General features: G+C 35.5%; 14 protein-coding genes. 10 read left to right on the plus strand and 4 right to left on the minus strand.

Features of this window, described 5'->3' with window-relative positions:
- Positions 1–4: 4 nt before the first annotated feature.
- A complete protein-coding gene (locus ACPF9A_RS07015; protein ID WP_424002944.1) occupies positions 5–1591 on the minus strand; it encodes a solute:sodium symporter family transporter in 1587 nt (528 codons plus the stop codon).
- 275 nt (positions 1592–1866) lie between these two features.
- On the opposite strand from ACPF9A_RS07015, the gene ACPF9A_RS07020 reads away from it, so the two are divergent.
- From ACPF9A_RS07020 to ACPF9A_RS07040, 5 genes are read left to right on the plus strand one after another with little or no spacing between them, the layout of a single operon-like run.
- Positions 1867–5223: a VCBS repeat-containing protein gene (locus tag ACPF9A_RS07020; protein ID WP_424002946.1), complete on the plus strand. Its 3357-nt coding sequence runs from the start codon at positions 1867–1869 to the stop codon at positions 5221–5223.
- Positions 5213–8464, plus strand: a complete 3252-nt coding sequence (locus ACPF9A_RS07025; RefSeq protein WP_424002948.1) for a VCBS repeat-containing protein — start codon at positions 5213–5215, stop codon at positions 8462–8464. The genes ACPF9A_RS07020 and ACPF9A_RS07025 overlap by 11 nt, the downstream gene beginning before the upstream one ends.
- 4 nt (positions 8465–8468) lie before the next feature.
- Positions 8469–9800: a vanadium-dependent haloperoxidase gene (locus tag ACPF9A_RS07030; protein ID WP_424002950.1), complete on the plus strand. Its 1332-nt coding sequence runs from the start codon at positions 8469–8471 to the stop codon at positions 9798–9800.
- A gap of 23 nt (positions 9801–9823) precedes the next feature.
- Positions 9824–10714: an AraC family transcriptional regulator gene (locus ACPF9A_RS07035; protein ID WP_424002952.1), complete on the plus strand. Its 891-nt coding sequence runs from the start codon at positions 9824–9826 to the stop codon at positions 10712–10714.
- Position 10715: 1 nt separating this feature from the next.
- On the plus strand, positions 10716–11573 hold the full coding sequence (locus ACPF9A_RS07040; RefSeq protein ID WP_424002954.1) for a hypothetical protein: 858 nt from the start codon (positions 10716–10718) through the stop codon (positions 11571–11573).
- Positions 11574–11582: 9 nt separating this feature from the next.
- Here the strand turns inward: ACPF9A_RS07040 and ACPF9A_RS07045 are convergent, their stop codons facing one another.
- Positions 11583–15305 (minus strand): metallophosphoesterase, encoded by a 3723-nt coding sequence (locus tag ACPF9A_RS07045; protein WP_424002956.1) that lies wholly within the window; start codon positions 15303–15305, stop codon positions 11583–11585.
- Between the two features lie 57 nt (positions 15306–15362).
- On the opposite strand from ACPF9A_RS07045, the gene ACPF9A_RS07050 reads away from it, so the two are divergent.
- Positions 15363–16580, plus strand: coding sequence for a Pycsar system effector family protein (locus tag ACPF9A_RS07050; RefSeq protein WP_424002958.1), 1218 nt, complete (start codon positions 15363–15365; stop codon positions 16578–16580).
- Here the strand turns inward: ACPF9A_RS07050 and ACPF9A_RS07055 are convergent.
- On the minus strand, positions 16569–18941 hold the full coding sequence (locus ACPF9A_RS07055; RefSeq protein ID WP_424002960.1) for a GAF domain-containing protein: 2373 nt from the start codon (positions 18939–18941) through the stop codon (positions 16569–16571). The genes ACPF9A_RS07050 and ACPF9A_RS07055 overlap by 12 nt on opposite strands.
- Positions 18942–19051: 110 nt before the next feature.
- Here ACPF9A_RS07055 and ACPF9A_RS07060 point away from each other — a divergent pair, with 110 nt between their 5' ends.
- A complete protein-coding gene (locus ACPF9A_RS07060; protein ID WP_424002962.1) occupies positions 19052–19948 on the plus strand; it encodes a serine/threonine protein phosphatase in 897 nt (298 codons plus the stop codon).
- Position 19949: 1 nt separating this feature from the next.
- On the opposite strand, the gene ACPF9A_RS07065 is transcribed toward ACPF9A_RS07060, so the two are convergent.
- Complete coding sequence (locus ACPF9A_RS07065; protein ID WP_424002964.1) at positions 19950–21215, minus strand: aminotransferase class V-fold PLP-dependent enzyme; 1266 nt, start codon at positions 21213–21215, stop codon at positions 19950–19952.
- Positions 21216–21579: 364 nt separating this feature from the next.
- Between ACPF9A_RS07065 and aqpZ the strand changes: the two genes are divergently transcribed.
- The 3 genes from aqpZ to ACPF9A_RS07080 all read left to right on the plus strand — a co-directional run bounded on the left by aqpZ (position 21580) and on the right by ACPF9A_RS07080 (position 24166).
- Positions 21580–22272, plus strand: a complete 693-nt coding sequence (gene aqpZ / locus ACPF9A_RS07070) for an aquaporin Z (RefSeq protein ID WP_424002966.1) — start codon at positions 21580–21582, stop codon at positions 22270–22272.
- A gap of 98 nt (positions 22273–22370) precedes the next feature.
- Complete coding sequence (locus tag ACPF9A_RS07075) at positions 22371–23687, plus strand: gluconate:H+ symporter (protein ID WP_424002968.1); 1317 nt, start codon at positions 22371–22373, stop codon at positions 23685–23687.
- An 11-nt stretch (positions 23688–23698) separates the two neighbouring features.
- The gene (locus ACPF9A_RS07080; protein WP_424002970.1) at positions 23699–24166 is read left to right on the plus strand and encodes a RidA family protein; all 468 of its coding nucleotides are present in this window, start codon (positions 23699–23701) and stop codon (positions 24164–24166) included.
- Position 24167: the final 1 nt, after the last annotated feature.

A 24167-nucleotide genomic window follows, 5' to 3' on the forward strand; every position in this document is an offset into this window, starting at 1 on the left:
TATGCTATCTAAAAATAATATAAGTGCTAATAACAATAAGTGTAATGATTAATCCTACCGGCTTCACATACTTCCAACCTGTTATATCGACCTCATTAGTATACTCTTGCACATAATCAGTTTCTCTTGGCTTTAATTTACCAATTACCAACATTAAAATTATTGTCAAGACAAAAGTAATAGCCTGCACATGCAACATATGTGGCAACCATTCTACACCAAGCCCTCTTTGCATGAATATGTATATTACATAAACAACAACAGCAAATATTATCCCAGCTTTGGCAGCTATAGCAGGTACTCGCTTTGTTAGGAAACCAATAACGATTGCTGATAAAATAGGAATACTATAAGCACCATTTACTTGTTGTAAATAACCAAAAAGTCCATCAGAAGCATAATACAGAAAAGGAGCTAAAATCATTGAAAACAATGCAAGTAAAACACCAAAGCGTTTTCCAACTGAAACAACTTTACTCTCCGAAGCTTCTTTATTAACATACTCCTTATAGATATCTAAACCGAATAAAGTAACACAACTATTTAATGCACTATTAAAAGAACTTAGAATAGCCCCAAAGAGCACCGCAGCAAAAAAACCAACCAAAGTAACAGGTAATACAGCGGCCACTAATTTTGGATAGGCCTGATCTGCTTTTTCTAATTGACCATCGAACATATGAAAAGCTATAATACCTGGTAAAACAACAATTAACGGCCCTAATATTTTAAAGCAAGCTGCAAGTAATACTCCTTTTTGACCTTCTTTTAAGTTTTTTGCCCCTAAAGCCCTTTGAATTATTTGCTGATTGGTACCCCAATAAAACAACTGTACTAGAACCATACCTGTAAATATGGTTGCAAAAGGTATACTCGAAGATTCAGAACCTATAGCATCAAACTTTTCTGGGTGCTCAGTTGTAAGTTTTGAAATCCCTCCTAAAAGACTATTGTCATCACTAATTGCATAAAGTCCAAATATAGGTATTAACAAACCACCTATCAGCAATCCAATTGCATTTATAGTATCTGATACCGCAACAGCTTTTAAACCTCCGAATATGGCATAAATACTACCAATTATTCCTATACTCCAAACACATACCCATATCGATGCCCATTCAGAAACACCCAATTTCGCGGGCAAATCGAACATTCCACTAATTGCTAAAGAACCAGAATACAAAACAATTGGTAATAATACAATGGCATATCCACTTAAAAATAAGCCCGATGTCATTGCTTTTGTTGTCTTATCAAACCTTCTTTCTAAATACGTTGGTATAGTACTAATACCTCCTTTTAAATATCTAGGCAACAAATATATAGCACATATCACCATTGCAATAGCGGCTAAAGTTTCCCAAGCCATTACTAAAATTCCATCACTATATGCATTACCATTAAGCCCAACAATTTGCTCAGTAGACAAATTGGTAAGTAGTAATGACCCAGCAATTACCCCAGCCGTTAAACTTCGTCCTCCTAAAAAGTAACCGTCAGAAGTTTGTTCGTTTGTACTTTTGGTTGCGAAATATGCAATTACCGCCACTAAAATGGTAAAGCCTAAAAAAGATAAAATTCCTATCATTGGTTGAGTTGTTTGTTATTAAGTCAAGGTTAAATATATTGGATTATTTCCATTACTTCTAAAAACTTAGAGCAAAATCTCATTATTCATATTATTACACCGACTCTATAACGTTTTCTTTAAATTTTAACGCCGACTTTTACTAAATAAGCCTTACAAATAGTAGGTATTTGCTATCTTGCAAATTAATTTTGAAAGAACTATTACACAGGTTACTATCTCAACTTTAATAGCCTACAAAACAACTCAAAGTGCTATTTCAAACATACTCAAAAATGAACTCTAATTTGCTTAAGCTAAGCTACCTTGGTTTATTTTTCTCCCTTTTATATTCTTGCGAATCTAAAGAAGATGTTAATACATCAGAAGAAAAATCAGAACCAACATTGTTTACTTTACTACAACCTGAAGAATCAGGTATTTCATTTGTAAATAAGGTGGCCAACTCAAAAGAATTCAACATATTTAAATATCGTAACTTTTATAATGGTGGCGGCGTTGCCATTGGAGATATTAATAATGACGGATTATCGGATGTTTTTTTGACCGGAAACATGGAACCCAACAAGTTATTTCTCAATAAAGGCAACATGAAATTTGAAGATATCTCAGAAACTGCCGGCATATCAGGAAATAAACCTTGGTCTACAGGTGTTGTGATGGCAGACATCAATAATGACGGGTTTTTAGATATTTATGTTAGTAATGCCGGTAATATGGAAGGTAACAACCATGATAACGATCTTTACATTAACAATGGCGATGGCACTTTTACCGAAAAAGCTCATGAGTATAATTTAGCAGAAACAGGATTCTCTACTCACGCATCTTTCTTTGATTACGATAAAGATGGCGATTTAGATGCCTACATTCTTAACAATAGCAATATTCCTGTAAGTAGCCTTGGTTATGCAGAACAGCGCGAAGTAAGAGCGCAAGATTGGGAAGGTGTACCAAAAATTTTTAGAGGTGTAGGCGATATGCTTTTAAGAAATGACAACGGTAAATTCGTTGATGTTAGTGAAAAAGCAGGCATTTACGGTAGCCTTATAGGTTTTGGCCTTGGAGTAATGGTTGTAGATATCAACAATGACTTATATCCTGACATCTATGTTTCTAATGACTTTTATGAAAGAGATTATTTATATATCAATAATCAAGATGGTACTTTTAGAGAGGAGATTCAAACATGGACGAATCACTTAAGTTTATCTGCAATGGGTGTTGATATGGCCGATATCAATAATGACGGACTTACAGATATCTTCATAACCGATATGCTACCTGAACCGGATCAGCGTGTAAAATCTGTAATGGAATTTGAAGGGTATAACATTTTCAAACTAAAGCAGAGTAAAGATTTTCATCAGCAGTATATTCAAAACACATTACAACTGAACAACGGTAATGGATCTTTTTCTGAAATTGCATACTACAGTGGTGTTGAAGCTACTGATTGGAGCTGGTCTGGACTATTATTCGATATGGACAATGATGGTTTAAAAGATATATACATTACCAATGGTATCAATCATGACCTTACCGATTTAGATTTTATAGATTTCTTCGCCAATGATATTATTCAAAAAATGGCCTTGACAGGCAGAAAAGAATCCATTGATTCTATCATTAATAAAATGCCAGTTACTCCTCTACCCAACTACGCCTATCGTAACAATGGCGACATTACCTTTAGTAATTACAATAAACAATGGGGTTTTGAAATACCTAGTCGCTCAAATGGTTCTGCTTATGGCGACCTAGATAATGATGGTGATTTAGATCTTGTGGTCAATAACGTAAACATGGAGACTTTTGTGTACCGCAACAACTCTCAATCGCAATCCAAAAACAACTATATAAAATTAAAATTTGAAGGAAGCAATGGTAACAAATTTGGCATAGGCACCGTTGCGCGCCTATACTACCCAGATAATATTATAGATCAGACCTTGATGCCTTCAAGAGGTTTTCAATCATCAGTAGAATACCCAATGACTATTGGTTTGGGAGAAACAGAAATGTTAGACTCTATTCGTATTATTTGGCCTAATGACGCCACCACTAAATTGAAAAATGTAAAAGCGAACCAAACTATTACATTTAAGCAAGACGAGGCCAAAGAGATATTTAAAATTAAAAAAACAGAAACTCCAACTCTTTTTAAAGCTATTGAGAATAACACCTTTTTAACCCATAAAGAAAATAGCTATATGGATTTTGACAATGAGGGATTGATTTCTAAATCATTAGCAGAAGAAGGACCTGGTTTAGCCGTTGGTGACGTAAATGGCGATGGTAACGATGATATTTTTATAGGCGGAGCAAAAAATCAAGTTGGCGCGTTATATCTACACAATGGTAATGGATCACTTTCTAAACCTATTATAAAGTATTTTGAATCAGAAGCTGTACTAGAAGATACCTCTGCATCCTTTTTTGATTCAGATAATGATGGCGATTTAGATCTTATGGTAGGTAACGGTGGCAACGAATTAGGTTTGCAGGGCACTTACGGAATTCGACTTTACCTAAACGATGGCAAGGGCAATTTCTCGTTGAGTACAAACAAACTACCGAGCATAAATAAGAATGTTGCGGTTATAGCTCCGTCAGATTTTGACGCAGATGGTGATATTGATGTTTTCGTTGGCTCAAGGAGCGTGGTTGGTACTTACGGTGTAAATCCTGACCACCTATTTCTATCGAATAATGGAGACGGAACTTTTACCGATATTACCGAACGTACTGCATATGACCTAAAAGATGCTGGTATGGTTACCGATGCCAAATGGATTGACATTGATGGTGATGGTAAAGATGATCTAGTAACCGTATCTGACTGGGGTAGTCCAAAAATCTACAAGAACTCTGGTAGAAGACTTAGCGACTCAAAAAGTTCTCTAGACAGCATTAGTGGTTGGTGGGGTGCTGTTGAAGGGTATGACCTAGACAACGATGGTGATCAAGATCTAATTTTAGGTAATATGGGTAGTAATTTACATTACAAACCAAAACCTGGGCAACCTATGAAAATGTGGGTGAACGATTTTGACAATGATGGTACTATTGAGCAAATTACAACTCAAAATTATGATGGTGGCGATTATCCTCTTCATCAAAAAAAGGAATTGACGACCCAAATTTTAGCTTTAAAGAAAAAGAATATAAAAGCTTCTGAATACGCATCAAAAACAATCCAAGAGTTATTTCCGAAGAACATTATCGACAATACCATATTAAAGCAGTCAAACATCTCTGAGTCTATAATTGCCATAAACGATGGTAATGGCAACTTTACTATTAAAATACTACCACCTCAAGTTCAATTTTCATGTATTTGTGGTATTCAATGTCTTGATGTTAATAAAGATGGAAACTTAGACTTGATCATGGCAGGTAATAATTTTGAGTTCAAACCTCAATATTCGAGACTAGATGCTAATTACGGTAACGTATTACTTGGCGATGGCAAGTTGAACTTTGAATGGCAAAATTATTCAGATAGTGGTTTCTTTATTCGAAATGAGGTAAAGCAATTAAAAATAGTAAAAGACAAGAAAGGCAATCAATTCATTATCGTAGCAATTAATAACGACACTCCAAAAATGTATCGACTACATGAAAAATAACATACTATACCTATGTTTATTGATATTACTCATTGGTTGTACTGAAAATTCTGGTGAGTTGTTCGTAAAACATTCTACAGAAGAGACAGGTATAACTTTTGAAAATACACTTACAGAATCTAAAGACCTTAGCATTCTAGACTATCTCTATTTTTATAATGGAGGAGGTGTTGCTATTGGTGATATTAATAATGACAGCCTACCTGATATTTATTTTTCGGGTAATCAAGTAAAGAACAAATTATACCTAAACAAAGGTAATTTACAGTTTGAAGATATTACCGAAACAGCTGGTGTCGCCGGGAATAGTTCTTGGAATACAGGCACCATAATGGGCGATGTTAATGGTGACGGACTTCTAGATATTTACGTGTGTGCTGTTGTGGGTCTAAACGGATTCAATGGTTATAACGAGCTTTTTATAAACCAAGGTGATGCCACTTTTAAAGAGAGTGCCGCTGAGTATGGATTGGATTTTGAATCGTACAGTTCTTCGGCTGCTTTTTTAGATTACGACCTAGATGGCGATTTAGATATGTATCTTCTAAATCATGCCATACACACTCAAGACTCTTATGGTAATGCACAAATTCGTTACAAAAGAGTATATGAAACAGGCGATAAACTACTACGCAACGACAATGGCAAATTTGTAGATGTCAGCAATGAAGCTGGTATTTATGGTGGTGTAAATGGATACGGATTAGGTATCGCAGTATCTGATTTTAACCAAGACGGATATCCTGATTTGTACATTGGCAACGACTTTCATGAAGATGATTATTACTATTCAAATAATGGTAATGGTACTTTTAAAGAAAGCCTTAAAGAAGCATTTGGGCATACCACTAGATTTTCGATGGGTAGCGATGTAGCAGACATAAACCATGACGGGCTACCAGACCTGATTTCTTTAGACATGTTGGGTAAAGATGAAATTGTTTTAAAATCATCGGAAGGTGATGATGATATTCAAATTCAAAAAATGAAAACCGAAACCTTTGGCTATCACAACCAGTATACTAGAAATATGCTATCTGTGAACCAACCAAACGGTAAATTCTTAGAAACAGCATTACAGAGCGGAGTAGCCGCAACAGACTGGAGTTGGAGTGCACTGTTTGGTGATTTTAATCAAGATGGCGAACAAGATTTATACATTAGTAACGGTATACCTAAACGACCGAACGATCTTGACTATATCAACTACATATCTAACGAAAACATCCGGTCAAAAATTAACAATACCAATCTAGTAGATCAAAAGGCTCTTAAAATGATGCCTTCTGGATTTATTGGAAATATGATTTTTAAAGGAGCGGCAAATCTTCAATTTATTGATGAATCTAAATCTTGGATCGCTCAAGACACTATTATATCAGGGGCTACAGCCTATAGTGATTTAGATAACGATGGCGATTTAGATTTGGTAACCAACAATCTATTCAGTCCTGGAATTATTCAAGAGAACACCACAAACAGCCAACGTAACTGGCTAAAAATTAAACTGAACTTTTCTGATAAAAACAAATTAGGCATTGGCACCAAGGTATTTTCATATGCTAACGGAATTCAACAGTTTAAAGAAATGTATACCGTTCGCGGGTTTCAAGCTTCTTCTGAACCAATTATACACTTTGGGTACGGAGAACTTAATACTATTGATTCGTTGAAAATTATATGGCCAGATAAAAGTTATCAATTGGTGAAAAATATCGCCGTCAACCAAACACTTCATCTTAGCCCTGAAAAAGTGCAACCTTTTGACTATACTTCTTTACACCCTAAAAAGCAGAATCTATTTCAAAAAACATCAAATAATCTAGGTATAAACTACACACATATTGAAGATGCCTACAGCGATTATTTACGCCAAAAGCTAATTCCTTATCAAATGTCCGATAGAGGACCCGCAGTTAGTGTTGGTGATTTAAATGCTGATGGAAAAGACGATATTTTCTTTGGAGGAGCTAAATTTATTCCTTCACAAATTTATATTCAAGGGGATTCCACTTTTCAGTTAAAAATTTACCCGGAGATTGAAAGAGATAGCATCAAAGAAGACATCGCTTCTATAATAGGTGATTTCAATGGTGACAGAAAAAATGATATTATAGTGGGTACTGGCGGGGCAGACTTCTTTAATGAAATGAAGCCATTAACTGACTCATACTATGTGGCAAGCGATAGTACTTTTATTCAAAAAGAATTTCCAGAGATGTTCGAAAATGCATCTGTTCTTTTAAAGCTAGACTACGATCACGATGATGATTTAGATATTATCATTTGCAACCAATCTATCAGTGCCGATTATGGAAACAAACCCAATAGCTATATTCTAGAAAATGAGAATGGAAATTTCAAAGTAATCAATAATCCTTTTGAAAAATTAGGCATGATAACCGATGCCATTGTTACCGATTTCAATAATGATGGCTGGGAAGATATATTATTTGTTGGGGAATGGATGTCTCCACGGTTTTTTCAAAACAATCAAGGTGAATTTGAAGAAATACATCCATTAGATAATAAAGATATGAACGGCTTGTGGCAAGCTGTTACTAGTTTTGATATTGACGGTGATGGAGACCAAGACTACCTTTTAGGTAATTGGGGAATGAATACTAAGTTTACTGCATCGCAAAAGCATCCGATGAAAATGTATTACGGTGATCTTGATAAGAACGGTGCAACAGAAACTATTGTCAGCACCTATAAAGACGGTAAAGACTACCCAGTAGATGGGTTAAAAGAATTGTCGAGCCAATTGGTATCCCTTCGTAAAAAATTTAATACCTACAGTTCTTTTGCAGGAAAATCGATGGAAGAAATTCTTGGCGAGGATATGTTACCTCTTGCAGAAATTCAAGAAGTACATACCTTGAGCTCTGGCTATCTACAAAACAACGATGACAAGTTCACTTTTGTGCCTTTTAGTTATCAATTACAATTGGCACCCATTATGTCATTTTTAGAATATGACTTTAATGGCGATAACAAAACCGAAGTACTAGCTGCCGGAAATTATTTTGGCGTAAAACCATATCATGGTCGTTTTGATTCTTTTCCAGGAGCATTGATTAGTACTGCTAACAATGTTACCTTAGCGAATGAAATAGGACTCGATTTAACAGGGAAATCGATTCGAAGCATGAACATTATAAACTCAAACAACAACACTTACATTTTGCTCACTTTTAATAACGAGGCAGCAGAGGTGTATAGCATTCTCAAACCATAGTACAATGAAAAGGTATTTAATCATCTTAATCGCAGGGCTTTTATTTGCTAACTGCACAGAAAAAAAGCAAGAACCTATAGTCGTAACTGCTGATCAAATGCATAATTCTATTGATAAAATAATAGATATTATGATCCATGATATTTTCTCGCCACCGGTAGCAAGTAGAATATTTGCTTATCCGAATATTGCCGCATATGAAATTGTCGCCCAAGTAAACCCTGACTATCAATCATTAGCTGGTCAACTAAAAGATTTAAAACCTATACCTACGATAGATACCATTTCGGGTATTAACCCTCAATTATCTGCCTTAATTGCGCACATGAATATTAGCAGACAATTAATATTCTCTGAAGATAAGTTTGATGTTTTACAGGATAGTTTATTCACACAATGGAAGTCAATGAACGAGCCTGAATTCGAAGCTTCTAAAGCATACGGATTAAAAGTTGCAGACCATATTAAAGAATGGATGGGCAAAGACAATTATAGTCAAACGCGTACCATGCCAAAATTTACGGTAAATACAGACGACCCTACCAGATGGCAACCAACACCGCCAGCTTACATGGATGGCATAGAACCACATTGGAGCAAAATTCGTCCTTTTATTATAGACTCCGCATCACAATTTAAACCAGTTCCACCACCACCGTTTTCATTAGAAAAAGACTCAGATTTCTACAAAGAACTTATGGAAGTATATAATATTAGCAATGACATCACAAAAAACGGTGACGAATCTGACGAAGTTGCCATTGCTAAATTCTGGGATTGCAATCCGTATGTATCCGTTACAAGAGGACATTTAATGTTCGCTACCAAAAAGATTACCCCAGGTGCCCATTGGATAGGCATTACGAAAATTGCCAGTAAAAAAACCAATAGTAACTTCGACGACACCGTTTTTGCCTATACGAAAACATCAATGGCAATTGCTGACGGATTTATTAGCTGCTGGGATGAAAAATATCGCAGTAATTTAATTAGACCAGAAACGCTCATTAACCAGCACATCGACGAAAATTGGAAGCCTATTCTACAAACGCCTCCTTTCCCAGAATACACAAGTGGACATAGTGTTGTTTCAGGTGCTGCGGGAGTTGCTCTTACTAGCATTTTTGGTGAAGATTTTAGCTTTGAAGATGATACCGAAACGCCGTATGGTCTACCTATTCGAAAATTCAATTCATTCAACCAAGCGGCAGACGAAGCAGCTATTAGCAGAATGTATGGTGGTATCCATTACAGGTCAGCTGTTGAGGTCGGTGTGGGTCAAGGCAGAAAAATTGGTGCACTACTGAATTCTAAAATTAAGATGAAGAAAAATTAATTTTTAGCACATTTTATATCATCATGAAAAAAGCGCTTTCAATTACAATTGCCATTATTTGCATTGGTTTACTTTGGTATTTTTTCATTAAGCCACAAGACTACCAAATAAGGGTTAAAGCAAAATCATTTCCAGGAACAATAAATCAATCGCTAAAGGCTTGGAATACCTCATTGAGTAACTCTACCGTTGTTCAACTTGAAGACTTAAAACACTTAAAACAAACTATAGTTTCTGGAGACTCTACACATACATATTTCTGGAATATTACTTCAATTAACGATTCTACATCTCAATTAAAAGTTGATGTTATGGATATCGACAATAGTTTTAAAAATAAATTATCAATACCATTTGCCGATACTGATTTTGAAAAAGGTTCAAGAAAACTAGTCACTGATTTTATGTCTTATTTAAATAAACATAGAAAAGAATTTAAGGTGACCATTTTGAATGAAGAAGAATTACCATCAACATACTGTGCTTGTGTTCAACACCGTACTATTCAGACAAAAAAAGCTACTGCAATGAAAGATAGTTATCCTTTTTTGAACTCAGTACTTGTAGGTAATGGTTTGAAATTAAATGGCGTTCCTTTAATTGAAATTACAGATTGGAACATGAATAAAGATAGCGTTGCATTTAACTTTTGCTATCCCATAATAAAAATTGATTCGCTACCCGTTATAAATGATATTATCTACAAAGAATTTAAAGGTTCTAAAGCACTAAAAGCGATTTATAACGGAAATTACATAACCTCAGACAGAGCATGGTATGCGCTTTTAGATTACGCGGAAAAGAACAATATAAAAGTAGAGGCAAAACCTATTGAATTCTTTTATAACAATCCGAACATGGGTGGAGATGCGTTATATTGGAAGACCGAAGTATTTATGCCAATAGCAGAATAATATGAATAAACTAATTTTAACGACCCTTGTAATTTTCACCACACTTATCTCGTGTAATAATTACGGCCAACTTAAGGTAATTGCTGATTTGCCCGATAGTTTGTCTGAAAACTCAGGCTTAGCTACCTACGGCGATTCTACTGTTTGGGTCATTGAAGATGGCGGTAATAAAGATGAAATATACCAAGTAAACCTAAACGGAGAAATACTTAAAAGTTTAAAAGTTAAAAACGGAAAGAACCATGATTGGGAGGATCTTACAAAAGATGTTGCCGGCAACTTATATATAGGTGATATTGGCAACAATGCTAATAACCGTAAAGATTTGGTCATTTACAAAGTACCAAACCCCAGCATTGAATCTGGCGATAAAATTGATGCTGAAAAGATTGAAATCCATTACCCTGACCAAAAAGACTTTCCTCCAAAAAAGGACGCCCTTTTTTATGATTCAGAAGCTATATTTCACCACGGTAACAAATTATATATTGTAACTAAAAACAGGTCAAAATCGTTTACTGGTGAAGCTCATATTTATTCGGTACCTGACACACAAGGTAACTATGAAGCTACTTTCGTTGGTTCATTTGTACCATGCACAGATTGGAAAATTTGCCAAATAACCTCTATTGATATATCGCCAAAAGGTGATAAAATTATAGCACTTAGTTACGGCAAGCTTTTCATATTTACAGATTTCACTTGGGATAATTTCACTAAAGGAAACATACAAGAAATTGACCTAGGCGCCCGCTCTCAATTAGAATCCGTTTGTTTTCTAAATGATGATACCTTACTAATTTCTGATGAACAAGCTCACGGTGAAGGTGGCAACCTTTATACTTATTCTTTGAAGTAAGTATATTACCTAAAATCCAAATCCTAGTCCGAAAGTAAATCTTGGTCCATCTTCACTAGCAAAAATAGCAGTATTTATAGAGATGATATCAGAGGCATTTAAAAAGAACCCTCCGCCATATGAAGTGTGCCAGCGACCAGAACTCATTTCAGGCATCCAGACCCTTCCATAATCGAATCCACCAAAAAGGCCCATTGCCGTTGGTAACAATCTGGTACGTTTCTTTTTTAAACTGAATCTTATATCTGTATTCTGATAGTACGATGTTTTACCCGTGAAACGCTGATTCCTAAATCCGCGAAGACCATCTAAACCTCCAATATTTGCAGCTTGGTAAAATTCGTAATCATCACCAATATTAAAATGAGCCTTCCATTTGGTTGCCAATACCAATCTACCATTTGGCATCAATTTATAGTCAAAACCTAGGCTAGGTATTATATACCCAAAACTACCGCTCTCTTTTGACAGATTCTCTTTAAAACCTACCATTAACGAAGAAGACATACCTAAAGTTGGGAACGCCTCGTTATCTTTATTCTCATACGTGTAAGCTGCATGCGCACCGACAAAATCGCTATTAGTTTCTTCTCCGTTTTCCTGATAAAAGGTGTTTATGAATCTATCGTTGGTTTCTTCAACACTAATATTTTCATAAGACACACCTAATTTCACCTTCGCTCCTAACTGTCCTCGCCAAACTAATGAAGGAGAAAAATCTATCTGTCGTAGTTTCACCCTATTATAATCTAGCTCTAAATCATCATCAAAATTTTCGGTATTATTACCAAATCCGAAGAAATTAATGGCAAAATTCGGACTCGTAAATCGTGCTTTCAGCTCGGCATTCCAATTTTCGAATACATGGGCAAATTCACCTTGATATTTAAAATCAAATCCGCTTGTCGCAAAATAATAAGATGCTGCAAATGTGTGTTGTTGGGTAAACGGATTTTGCCTAAAACCGTTATATGTATAGGTATTGACAAAACCTATTCGCATGCCATCGTCTGGATTAAATCCAATTGTAGGGATAATCTGGTTGAAACTATTTCTCAACTTTAACGGCTGATAGGTGTTTAGCTCATAATCATCTGACAGTTTTACTTTTGCACCACCAGTTTCTTCAAATGTGTTATTCTTACTCTTAAAGTCATATAGCGCCACTTTTCTTCCATTTTCAACTCTATAAACATCATTGTTATGACCACCAATAATTCTAACTTTCACCCCAGAGAAATTAGACGGATTTTTAACCTCGAAAATATCATCGTCATCTAAACCAAAAACCCAAAGTTCTTTTGTATCCTCTTTAGTAAATATCTTATTATAGAATAAACGTTTTTTCTTATCACCTATATTTCTAAATACTTTTACTTCGGTTTCTTCATCGTTAAGTCTATTGATCTCAAACCAATCGTCTTTATCTGTACCAGCAACTACAGCATATTTATTCAATATTTGATAATACTCTGTAGCAGTTTCTTGAATGTGGCTCAATCGCGCTAATAAAGTTTCTTTAATCTCATCTACCGTCTTATCACGCACCTCAACAGGAAAAGATTTAAAAGCCTCATCAATATCGCTAGATTTTAAATTTTCTTGTAAATATTTTGCCTGAGCAAGCCACTGACTCTTTTCGGTCTCACCCAATAAGGTTAGATCCAAAACATAGGTCATAGGCGAAGAATTAAAGCCTTTTACGCTTCTAATCTCTTCATTAAAACCTTCCATTAGTCGTAAACCAGGTATTATGCGCGTTGCAATATTCATTAAAGCGCCATCTCCCATTTTTGAAAATACCTGATCACGGTCTCTAGGTACTGGCCTGTAAACAATCTTATTTTTACTTTCATCTTTAAACTCTGCCCATCGCCATTGATCTACATGTCGATCCCAGTCACCTAAAACCATATCAAAAAGTCGGGCTCTCAAATAAAGGTCTTTATCAACCTCATATTTTTCATCATCACGAAGGTCTTCAAGCATACCATCGGTACTTTTTAAATTATTAGAATACCCAAAGCTCGCCAAATCGCCATGACCATCACCTGTATGTTCTTCAATCATATACAATTCATCTCCAAAAGTGTCATTGTACTCTTTCAGTGCAGGTTGTTTAGGCACATAGTATAAAACAGGATTTGTATGATAAATGCCTACCGCATCTGATAACTTCGCTGTTGTAAACGGACCATAAGGATGTGATCCCGTATAAAAATCTTGTAACAACTCTTGAGTATAGGTCTCCTTTAAATCGTCAAGTACATATTGATCTTGAAATGCCATGGACTGTAGATAAAGTTCTGCGCTCTTTTTTAAAGCTCGCATTACATATTCCCTACCATCTTTTGCACGCAAACGCAATGATTTAGATTGGTGTCCGCCGCCTCTCTTTACAGGCTCCAAACCACCCATTAAAGAATCTAAGTTTACGGTCGGCACTTTTACCTCGGTGCCATAATACTTACGATAGCGATCTCCCCAAATGCTTTTAAAGAAGTTGCTTTTGTCTATTTCATTATTTGAATATACTGATGCAGATACGCTGTCAGGAAAATTAGTTGTAAGCTCCCCAACATATGCTACCTGAGTTGGCGGCAATACTTCGTTCGTAAATAAAAACTCTTCACTATCATCATCACCCACGCCATAAAAACGCACTCTAGAAGAGCCATCTTTGTAGACTTCTAAAGTGGCATAACCCATTTTACCTGTGTTAAACTGAGAACCATTTAATAAACGTGTAAAACCTTTTTTTGCACCAGAACCGCTTACTATCTGTGGTGTATTATTCTCAACAAAATATTGCAAAGTATGCTCATGCCCAGATGCGAATATTACGCGATCAGAGTACTGCGCCAATGTAGTTACCCTGTTCATCAATTCTCTATAACGTTTGTTATTTACGTCTTCTATAGATGCACCCGAAGTACTTCTGAGCACATTTATAAAGCTTCCTAAAACTGGTAATGGCACTGCCATTTTCTTAGGATAAAAGTGTTTTCTTACCGAATATTGCCCACCATGCTCACCATAACTATTTGTGGGGTGGTGCATTGAAATAACTGTCGTACGATCACGGTAATCTTTTATCATATCTTCAAGTTCTAAGAAAAACTTTTCCCTACTCTTTATATCGCATTTATCATTAATATCTGGGCGTTTATCCCAATTGGTCAAATACCACTCTGAATCTATAGTTATAATAGCCACGTCATCGCCTATTTCTACAACATCTATTGGGCATCCGTTTTCTGGTAAAAAAGGGTCTTTTTCTTTCTCCTTTAAAACACTCTTAATATAATCTTCTTCTCGCTCAAGCCCAATCAATCCCTCGGTATACCAATCATGATTACCTGGTATAAAAAGTGGTCTTCCCTTAAAATCATTCAATGTATTCAACTGCGCGTCTAAATGATTTTTTGCAATTCTGTACGCATTTGTAGAATCTTTAGGATCTGGCAAACCAGCCGGATAAATATTATCTCCTAGAAAAATTGCTGTACTATTCTTACCCGCCTTATCTAATCTATTTTTGAATATTTTAAGAGCAGGATTCATATCACCCATAGGCGAAAGACCTGCATCACCTATTAAATAAAAAGTGTGCGATATTTCTTTTGAGTCGTTAATGTCTATGGCATATTTTTCATCTACATATTTTGTACTATACGTAGCACAACTTGTAATGAATATAAAAACTAATAGATAAGCATAATATTTTTTCATAGTGACGGTGGCCTGTTTAAATTTTTGTAATTTGGATAATTCTAACCAATTTTTTCTATGTCAGATATTTTAGAAAGTACACAACAATTTGTAGTTGAACTACTTACCACTCAACTGGACAAGAAGTTTCTGTACCATAATCTAAGACATACCCAAAGAGTCGTTAAAAGTACTAAACAATTACTTGATTCATGTTCTCTATCAGATAAGGATAAAGCGCTTCTAGAAATTGTTGCTTGGTTTCACGATACCGGTTACACCAAAGGCATTGACGAACACGAAGAAAGTAGCTGCGAAATTGCAGAGAAATTTTTAACTGAAAAAAGCTACAATCAGGAAGATATTGAGAAAGTTAAAAGCTGTATACGCGCCACAAAATGGAACGCAAAGCCACAAAATTTAATGGAGGAAATTATACGCGATGCAGACTGTTCTCATTTTGCTCAGAGCAGCTACCTTGAAACCACAGATCTTTTACGTGAAGAACTAAAACTTTTCGGTATAAAAAATTATAGTCAAAAAGAGTGGCTAGAACTTAACATACAGATGTTTAGAACCGATCACCAATATTACACAGATTACGCTAAAGAAAATTGGATCGGGAAAAAAGATAAAAACTTAAGAAAGCTTATTAAAGATAAAAAGTCTGAGAAGAAACTTGCCAAGAAAGAGAAACTAAAAGCGCAATTTAAAAGCGAAAGTCCTGATCGAGGTATTCAGACGCTATATCGTGTAACGCTTAAAAACCATATTACCCTTAGTGATATTGCTGACACAAAGGCGAACATACTTTTATCGGTAAATGCCATTATTATTTCTTTAGCGCTGTCAAACCTTATTCCGAAATTAGACAACCCATCTAATGATTATCTTATTTACCCGACCGTAATCTTCGTATTATTTAGTGTAATTTCTATGGTTTTGGCAGTTCTAGCTACAAGACCTAATGTTACGAGCGGTGAATTTACCAAAGAAGATGTGGCGAACAAAAATGTTAACCTATTGTTCTTCGGCAATTTTCATAAAATGGCACTAAGTGAGTACGAGTGGGCTATACAAGAAATGCTAAAGGATAAAGATTACATATACACTTCGTTAACTAAAGATCTTTATTTTCTAGGAATTGTTTTAAATAGAAAGTATTCACTACTACGTTGGACGTACACTATCTTCATGATCGGTATGATTCTATCGGTTATAGCTTTCGCAGTCTCCTTTAAATACTTTGGTCCGGATCGTAAAATACAGTTGCTAAGTGAAGTTTTATTCTTTTAAAGCATCCATTAAATCTTGGTAGGTATACGTTTTTTCTGGCTCTTGTTCTCTTTTGTAAAGAATCTCTGCACGTATAGCTTTTAGACCAGATACACCTTGTAAACCTTCTAGCTCTACTATTTCTATCTTATTGGTAAAGCAACCTTTAGACTTTAAGAATTTGATATATCTTAAATATTCTAATTCATCTTTCTTTTGAGAATACACAATAGAAAGTACACCTGTTTGAGTTAACCTTTGATCTGTACCTTTAATGTACGATTTATCGATTCTCTTTTTAATTACCTCATAACGTGCATTATACGTTCCGTCAACATCAAATTGTTTTTCATCCATTCTAAAACGAATAGATAATGATGTGTTATAAACTAAGATTAATGATGCAGCATCTAAGGGTACCGGTAATTTTGGTTTTAGGGTATAATGAGCATTCTCCATTTCGCACATTACCTGTAATTGCCACAATCTTAAGTTGTTAAGATATAACGAATTATACTCTTGGTTTTCAGATATCGATGCACCAATGTACATATTGTGTTCTACACCGTCTGTTTTGTAACGCTCATAATAATGAGGAAACATCGCTTGGGCACTTTCTTGCCTTTTATCAATAACCGATGATAGTTTTTTATTGATCAAGGTTACACTTTCATCATAATTCTTTCTATGGTCATAGTAAGAACCCGTACCCATATCAATTTTAGACTCATATTTTAGAATATGCTTCTCAATATCTTTGTCGAACTTTTTAAGGTGTTCAAAAACTGGCGAAATCTCTTCGTGTACGAAATCAAAAATAGCTTGTTCGCTATTAGTATAAAGCATCTCTTTTATGCTCTCAAGGTGATTATTCACCCTAAAGATCAACTCTTCATAAATAGGCAACTCCCACTTTTTCAAAGCAATATTCAAAACATTGTCAATTTCTGAAAGCTGAATCATTAAATCGCGCTGAATTGCTAAATTTCTAGCTTGCGAAGAATCTTTGATATCTATTTGTCCGAATAACGGATAGACATCTTTAAAAACTATTTCTTTAAATGAAGGTGACCTACCTTCAGTTTCATCTATGATAAACTTTTTAGCCTCTTCTTGAAACCTCCAATAAACCGAAGAATGCACCGATGTACACTCGTTCTGTATAATAGCGTCTATTCTATTATTTTCTTCATTTTTGGTACGTACAACCGCAGATATTATAAACGGCATAACATCATCTAGCTTTTGCGCATTTACACCATTAAGCACCCCTTTCTTTTCAGAAACGATTTCTAAAACCCCTAAAAGATTATTTTCATAGGCTATTGGAGCGAAAATAGCACTTTGTATGCCTTGTTCTTTTAGCCCTACATATGGCTGCAAGTTACCAGACTGCTCCACTTTACGATCCATATCGGCAATAGTAAAGTAAGCATTGTGATCTATGAGTTTATCATAAGAATCTTCACACAATGCACTTTTGCAGTTCATATGGTGCTGACCTCTTAAAAGAAAACTTTCAAACCCCATACCTGAAACTTCTTCAAACTCATTTTTTTTAGCATCGAATGAAGTAAAACCGACTTTAATATTCGGCAATCTAAAAAACGACTTAAAAGTTTCTTGCAAATCATGCATGAAATTCGTCGGTTGTATAGTCTCCTTTGAAATCAGCTTTGATTTAATATTCGAAATTGCCTGCTCCATAGTTACATCGAACAAATTGGCAATTACAAAACCTTTGGATATAAAACTTTCTGGCGGAATCTTCTCCATCCAAAGTTTAATATCATATGGGCTAGCCAATAACTCATCTACGTCTTCTTGTGTAATTACTTTCGCCTTCTCTGTAGGTATAACATCAATAAAATCTGCATTGTATAAAATTCGGTAATGGCGCATTACCCCATTTGCATCTGGAATATCATAAAAATAAGGTCGACTAAAGTCTAAATGATAACCATAGTAATAGTTTAAAACCACAACGCAACTCATGATATAGTCCATATCATCGCCAACGTTTCTTAACTCTGGCACATAATCATCACCTGCCTCTTCAATTATTTTTTGAAAACGCGCAGACGACTTTATAATCATATCTTGATAAGGTAACGTAGCCACCTTTATCTCGTTACCACTCAAAGCTTCTGTGAATGTATCTTGCAAAATTCGATTAATAAGATCTTGGTTCTTTTCTAATAAAGTAAAATCTGAAAAACCATCTCGCAGTTCAGGAAAACCTTTTTCAATAGACAGAATTCGTTCAGCGGTAGCCGCCAAAAAAGGATCATCGCCCTTTAAATGTTCATCGTACTTCTCTAGAAGTTTTTCAAAACTTATGAGGTGCTTTACCGGCATTATCTTTCTATCGTGCTTTCCCATGGTTCAGTTAGTCTACTAATTGGATGTAAAGTTACAAAACATACCAAGTTTTTTAAAGTCCTAAGCGCTATGGTTGACTGGATTTTCGGATATTTAACGAAAAATAGCCCATGTCATCGGATAGCAGACTTACAAGAGCTTATAACAATGCTAAAGTTATTCCATTTGACGATGCCTCAAAATTCATACTTTTTAGCGATTGCCATAGGGGCGATAACAGTTTTTCTGATGAATTTGCCAACAATAGAAACATCTATTATCATGCGCTAAAATTTTACTATACAGAAGGGTTCGATTATTGTGAATTAGGTGACGGTGATGAACTCTGGGAGAATATTAATTTTGAGTCTATTTTTGAAGCTCATAAAAATGTATTCAAGCTTTTAAAGCAATTTCATCTAGAGCACAGATTGCATATGATTTGGGGCAATCATGATATGGTCTATAAAGATGAAGACTATGTAAAAAAACACCTGTCGAGTTATTTCGAACCTATTGACGATAAGGACAAATCGCTTTTCGAGGGAATAAAATATCATGAAGCCATTGTATTAAAACATAAAGATACCGACCAAGAAGTTTTTCTTACCCATGGTCACCAAGCAGATTGGTGGAACTATACTTTTTGGCGCTGGGGTAGATTTTTGGTAAGAGTGTTATGGAAACCGTTACAAGTTTGGGGTATTGCAGACCCTACTTCACCTGCTAAAAATTATACTGAACTCATAAAAGTAGAGCGACGTATAAAAAAATGGATTTTAAAGAATAATCTTAAAGTAACTGTCGTTGGTCATACCCACAGACCTCGTTTTCCAGAGCCTGAAGATATACCTCTCTTTAACGATGGTAGCTGCGTTCACCCAAGAAGTATTACCGGAATAGAAATTGAAAATGGTTGTATTTCTTTGATAAAATGGCAAATAAATACCACTGATGACGGTACGTTACGCGTAGTTCGCATTTTATTGGAAGGACCACAGAAGTTGGCGGATTACATAACTCGTTAATTTAACTTCTTTTTGCCATTGTTTTCATAGCGGTAACAAAACTATCCAACTCATCTGTGGTAGTGTAAACATTGGGGGTAATTCTACATCCTTTTACATTTGCATAATCAACACCTACTGTAAATATTTTAAACTCACTTAATAATTGAGCTGCTAGTTCCTTTGCATCCATAGATGATATTCCCACATTTGCGATACCACAACTACGCTGCATCTCTACTGGAGTGTTTACGGTAATATTGGGCTCATTTCTTAATTTATCGCTCCAATATTTTTGTAAAAACTGAAGCCTTTCTTGTTTGCGTTCTATACCAATCATCTCAATATAATCTAAAGCATCATTAACAGCTAAATCTGTATGTACTGGTAATGTTCCGGTATGATTTAATCGTTGAATAAGGTCAGAGTCATTTTCCCAATCTGTAAAAAGTGGCCATATTTTTGTGATTTTATCTTTCGCGACATGCAACATGCCCGATCCAAGAGGAACACTCAACCATTTGTGTAAACTAGTTCCATAATAGTCGCAATTCAATGCTTTTATATCTACCTTAAAATGACCAATACAATGAGCTCCATCTACTAAAACCTCAACTCCATACTTATGCGCCATGTCACAAATTTTACGAATTGGCAATATATGTCCGGTAATATTAATCATATGGCTCACCATCATTAACCTGGTTTTAGGTGTAATCGCTTTTTCATATAAAGCCACTAATTCTTCATCAGATTCTGGATAATTTGGAACATCTACAACTGCTGTTTTAATACCATATTTTTTAACCATCAACTCAAAATGGTCTTTCATTGAACCATAATCTTGTAAGGCATAAATGGCTTCGTCGCCCTTTTTCCACGGATAACCACCAATTATTAAATCTAATGACTCCGTTGCATTTCTAGTTATCACCAACTCTTCAGGAGTGCTGCCAACGAACTTCGCCAATCGATCACGCACGCTTGCTTTATTATCCCATTGTACGGTACGCATGTAGTATGAAGCCTCATAGTTGACCATTTTTAAGTGGTCTATATACTTCATCATAATTGGTGTCGGGATAAAATTATAATAACCATTTTCCAGATTAATATAATCCGGTTTTAAAAGATAATCTTCCCGTATTCTTAACCAAAAATCATCTTCAGTTTTCGTTACATATGATTTTGTTGGCGCTGCTCCTTTCACCACAGAACTGTATGGTAAAAAAGGCAAGGTAAAAGCCGCTTTACCAATGTTGGTCAAAAACTGTCTTTTATTCATCATGGCTTTATTTTTAAGTTATTAATCAAACACTCTTCTAAAAATATTAAAACTAAACCAATGAATACCAATGCAGTAAGCTGCCATTTGATGAATTTATCCAATTATTATTTTAAGGCAATAAGAATTATAAATGTGAATAAAAATTTAGGCAATTCATGCTAACTCTTTAATCCGCGATAATACAAAACACCTAAAAATTATTTATTTTGAACATATTATATTTATAATAATTAATACAATTCTTTTGTTTATTCAAAACTTAATAAGTTAAAATTGAATAAACACTCAAAAAATTGAATAAATAATTGTGACTTTAACAATGTTTTGGTTTCTAAATAAATACAAACAATTAAACCTTATTAAAATGAAAAAATTTATTGCAGAGTTTATCGGCACGTTATGGCTGGTATTAGGTGGTTGCGGTAGTGCCGTACTTGCCGCAGGTTTTCCAGAATTAGGTATTGGCTTTGTTGGGGTCTCTTTAGCCTTCGGTTTAACCGTCATAACAATGGCTTATGCCATTGGTCATATTTCTGGTTGTCATTTAAACCCGGCAGTTTCTATCGGTGTATGGGTAGGTGGGCGCTTTGATGGTAAAGACGTTTTCCCTTATATCGTTGCTCAGGTAATGGGCGGTATTGCAGGTGCAGCTATTCTTTATCTTATTGCTTCTGGTAAATCTGATTTCGTTTTAGGCGGATTTGCATCTAACGGATTCGGAGAACATTCACCTGGCGGATACAGTATGACTTCTGCCTTGGTCATAGAAGTAGCCATGACGTTTATCTTTTTATTTGTCATATTAGGTTCTACCTATACAAAAGCACCAAGAGGTTTTGCAGGTTTGGCAATCGGACTTTGTCTTACCCTTATTCACTTAATTAGTATACCTGTTACCAATACTTCTGTAAACCCGGCACGTAGCACAAGTCAGGCTCTTTTTGCTGGCGATTGGGCTATAGATCAACTTTGGTTATTTTGGTTAGCACCTATCGTAGGAGCCATTTTAGCAGGCATCGTTTACAAAGCTATATCTCCTGAAGTTACAGATAAATAATAGCATTATATTTTCAAGCTCATCATATTTAAATTAAATATGATGAGCTTTTTTTATGGTATATTTAGAGAATCAACCAAACTAACTCTATTCTAAATATGCCTTTAATTATAGTTATTCTAGGAATTCTTCTCCTATTCATTCTCATTGCTAAATTCAAACTAAACGCTTTTATCACCTTTATCATCGTCTCTTTATTCGTTGGTATCGCTGAGGGCATGGAACCTATTAGTGTCGTCGATTCCATTCAAAAAGGTATCGGTAATATTTTAGGTTTTCTTGTTATAATTTTAGGGCTCGGTGCTATGCTTGGCAAGTTGGTTGCCGATAGTGGTGCCGCACAACGAATTACTACAAAACTGGTGGAGAAATTCGGAAAAAAAAATATTCAATGGGCGGTCGTATTAACCGGATTCATAGTTGGTATACCCATGTTTTATTCTGTAGGTTTTGTAATTCTAGTTCCTCTAGTTTTCACTACTGCAGCAGCTACAGGTTTACCTCTTTTATATGTCGGTCTACCTATGTTAGCTTCACTTTCGGTTACACACGGCTATTTACCTCCACACCCAGCACCAACAGCTCTTGCCTCCATGTTTAATGCTGATATTGGTAAAACTTTACTATACGGAATCATAGTTGCCATACCTGCCATTATTGTTGCCGGTCCATTACTTTCAAGAACCTTAAAAGGAATCAACGCCACGCCTTTGAAAGAATTTCTTAACCCTGTTATATTAAAAGAACATGAAATGCCTAGTATGGCAAATAGTATTATAAGTGCACTATTACCTGTTATATTAATTGCCATTGCCGCCTTAGCCCCTCTTTTACTACCTGCCGATTTCTTTCTTACCAAGATTCTGGTTTTCATGGGTAACCCTGCAATTGCAATGCTTATTGCTGTTTTAGTGGCTATTTATACTTTAGGTCTTGGTCGTGGAAAAAGTATGAAAGAAGTCATGGACTCTGTTGGTAGTGCTATTACAGGCATAACAATGGTTCTACTAATTATCGCTGGCTCTGGCGCATTAAAACAAGTATTAATAGATAGCGGTGTAAGCGAATATATCGGAGCGATATTACAAGAATCTTCCATCTCTCCTTTAATTTTAGCTTGGTTAATTGCTACCGTAATACGTGTTTGTGTTGGGTCTGCAACCGTAGCTGGTTTAACCGCTGCAGGTATTGTGCTGCCTCTTGTTCAAGGCACAGGGGCTAGTCCAGAATTAATGGTTTTGGCCATAGGATCGGGTAGTTTAATGTTATCCCATGTTAACGATAGCGGTTTTTGGTTATTTAAAGAGTACTTTAATCTATCTGTAAACGATACGCTAAAAAGCTGGACTGTCATGGAAACCACCGTAGGTATCATGGGCCTACTTGGCGTTTTAACAATTAATGCCTTTATTTAAATTAAATACATATGCAAAAGAAACCTTCTGAAAGAATAAAAGAATTAGGTTTGGTTTTACCTCCTGCTCCACCGCCTGCAGGTTTGTACAAACCTGTTTTAGTCGTTGACCATTTTTTATATATTTCTGGTCAGGGCCCTATGCAAAATGATGGCTCGTTAATTGTCGGCAGAGCTGGTCACGATTTGACGATGGAAGAGGCTAAAGTTGCCGCAAGGCAAGTTGCCCTTACCATGCTTTCTACGATACAAACACATTTTGGTGATATTGATAGAATTAAAAGAATTGTAAAAACCTTAGGGATGGTAAATTCCACTCCCGATTTTGGTCAACAACCTTTAGTCATTAACGGTTTTAGCGAACTCATGGCAGATATTTTCGGACCCGATAACGGAGTAGGTGTTCGTAGCGCCGTTGGGATGATTTTACCCGGCGGTATTCCTGTTGAAATTGAAGCACATTTCGAACTACATCATTAAT

The sequence above is a fragment of the Maribacter sp. IgM3_T14_3 genome, assembly GCF_049603095.1.
In the GTDB taxonomy this organism is placed as follows: Bacteria; Bacteroidota; Bacteroidia; order Flavobacteriales; family Flavobacteriaceae; genus Maribacter.

Coding starts and splice junctions, on each gene's coding strand:
- ACPF9A_RS07015 (WP_424002944.1), bottom strand. CDS start 1,591: ATGATAGGAATTTTATCTTTTTTAGGCTTTACCATTTTAGTGGCGGTA.
- ACPF9A_RS07020 (WP_424002946.1), top strand. CDS start 1,867: ATGAACTCTAATTTGCTTAAGCTAAGCTACCTTGGTTTATTTTTCTCC.
- ACPF9A_RS07025 (WP_424002948.1), top strand. CDS start 5,213: ATGAAAAATAACATACTATACCTATGTTTATTGATATTACTCATTGGT.
- ACPF9A_RS07030 (WP_424002950.1), top strand. CDS start 8,469: ATGAAAAGGTATTTAATCATCTTAATCGCAGGGCTTTTATTTGCTAAC.
- ACPF9A_RS07035 (WP_424002952.1), top strand. CDS start 9,824: ATGAAAAAAGCGCTTTCAATTACAATTGCCATTATTTGCATTGGTTTA.
- ACPF9A_RS07040 (WP_424002954.1), top strand. CDS start 10,716: ATGAATAAACTAATTTTAACGACCCTTGTAATTTTCACCACACTTATC.
- ACPF9A_RS07045 (WP_424002956.1), bottom strand. CDS start 15,305: ATGAAAAAATATTATGCTTATCTATTAGTTTTTATATTCATTACAAGT.
- ACPF9A_RS07050 (WP_424002958.1), top strand. CDS start 15,363: ATGTCAGATATTTTAGAAAGTACACAACAATTTGTAGTTGAACTACTT.
- ACPF9A_RS07055 (WP_424002960.1), bottom strand. CDS start 18,941: ATGGGAAAGCACGATAGAAAGATAATGCCGGTAAAGCACCTCATAAGT.
- ACPF9A_RS07060 (WP_424002962.1), top strand. CDS start 19,052: ATGTCATCGGATAGCAGACTTACAAGAGCTTATAACAATGCTAAAGTT.
- ACPF9A_RS07065 (WP_424002964.1), bottom strand. CDS start 21,215: ATGATGAATAAAAGACAGTTTTTGACCAACATTGGTAAAGCGGCTTTT.
- aqpZ (WP_424002966.1), top strand. CDS start 21,580: ATGAAAAAATTTATTGCAGAGTTTATCGGCACGTTATGGCTGGTATTA.
- ACPF9A_RS07075 (WP_424002968.1), top strand. CDS start 22,371: ATGCCTTTAATTATAGTTATTCTAGGAATTCTTCTCCTATTCATTCTC.
- ACPF9A_RS07080 (WP_424002970.1), top strand. CDS start 23,699: ATGCAAAAGAAACCTTCTGAAAGAATAAAAGAATTAGGTTTGGTTTTA.